At 37.9% G+C, this 1,345-nt stretch carries 1 protein-coding gene and 2 tRNA genes; all 3 read left to right on the forward strand.

Annotated elements, in window-relative coordinates; translation table 11 throughout:
• Positions 1-21 precede the first annotated feature (21 nt).
• The 3 genes from BLR79_RS08740 (at position 22) to BLR79_RS08750 (ending at position 1,141) form a co-directional block, all read left to right on the forward strand.
• Positions 22-94, forward strand: a tRNA-Asn gene (locus BLR79_RS08740).
• 90 nt (positions 95-184) lie between these two features.
• A tRNA-Thr gene (locus BLR79_RS08745) sits at positions 185-257 on the forward strand.
• 71 nt (positions 258-328) lie between these two features.
• A complete protein-coding gene (locus BLR79_RS08750) occupies positions 329-1,141 on the forward strand; it encodes a metallophosphoesterase (protein WP_092087064.1) in 813 nt (270 codons plus the stop codon).
• Positions 1,142-1,345 lie beyond the last annotated feature (204 nt).

Genomic DNA, 1,345 nt, shown 5'->3' on the forward strand with positions numbered 1-1,345 from the left:
GTCGTTGCCACGCAAGATGATTCCGCCATAGCTCAGTCGGTAGAGCGCATGACTGTTAATCATGATGTCGTTGGTTCGAGCCCAACTGGCGGAGTATTGAAGCTAGAGTAAGTCTAGCTTTTTTATTTATCTTCATTACATTGACAGACTGCCTAGAGTCTAGTAAACTTGTAAATATATCAATGCCGCCTTAGCTCAGTAGGTAGAGCGTTTGCATGGTAAGCAAAAGGCCGCCGGTTCGATCCCGGCAGGTGGCTTTAGTTTTAGCATACGAATCCCGTAACCATTTTGGTTGCGGGGTTTCTTTGTATAGAAAAAAGGAGCTATTATGCGTATCGGTTTTATTTCAGATTTACATATTGACGTCAATCCTACTTATCATAAGAAAGATTTTTTAATGGCCCTTTACCAAGCAAGTAGCGAACGCGACTTAGATATGTTAGTTATTGGCGGGGACATCGCCAATGAATGGTCAATAGTAGTGTCATTTGTTGAACAGCTTCAAACCTATTTGTCGATTCCTGTTTATTTTATTCCTGGTAATCATGATTTTTGGCAAATTGACGAACCTAATAAAATAACTTGGCAAATATATGACAAATATTTAGAACATCCCCAGTCACTTCTAGAAAAGAACTTAGTACTCTCAGATGAAATGACGTTAGTCGCTCATACAGGTTGGTATAACTATGCAGTCCATGCGGATCGTTTTACCACTGAAGAGTTAGAGATAGGAAAGTACCGTCATGGAACGTGGCAAGATAAAGTGAATATTGATTGGCAAATGTCGGATAAAAAATTATCTAAACGATTTGCTTCTAAAGTAGACAATCAGCTTCAACATTTAGAAACTCCCAAGGCTATTTTATTAACTCACGTTGTGAACTGTCCTAAATTCACAGTGCCGATGCCCCATAAAGTATTTGATTTCTTTAACGCCTATTTAGCGACGGATGACTTTCTTCCATTGATCGAACAGTACCCTATCAGTCATTCGATTATGGGACACATCCATTACCGCCTCGTAAAAGAGATGAATGATGTGACTTATGTCATCAACTCACTAGGGTATAAAAGAGAATGGCGCACTCCAGATCTATTGCAAGAAGTGCGTTCTGCGCTGTTTGTATTAATAATTTAAAAATGTAGTTGACAAGAAATTAAAACGATGCTATTATAGAACTTGTCGTTTCAAAGAGAACACATTTATATCAAACTTAATAGTTTTATAACGAATTTGTAAATATCTCTTGACAACCTTATCCGTTCCATGTTATAGTAATATAAGTCGTAACGGAGACGTCAAACGACAAGAAACTTTTTGAAAAAAGTGCTTGACACTGTT

This window comes from Dolosicoccus paucivorans, assembly GCF_900100125.1.
GTDB classification, from domain to species: domain Bacteria; phylum Bacillota; class Bacilli; order Lactobacillales; family Aerococcaceae; genus Dolosicoccus; species Dolosicoccus paucivorans.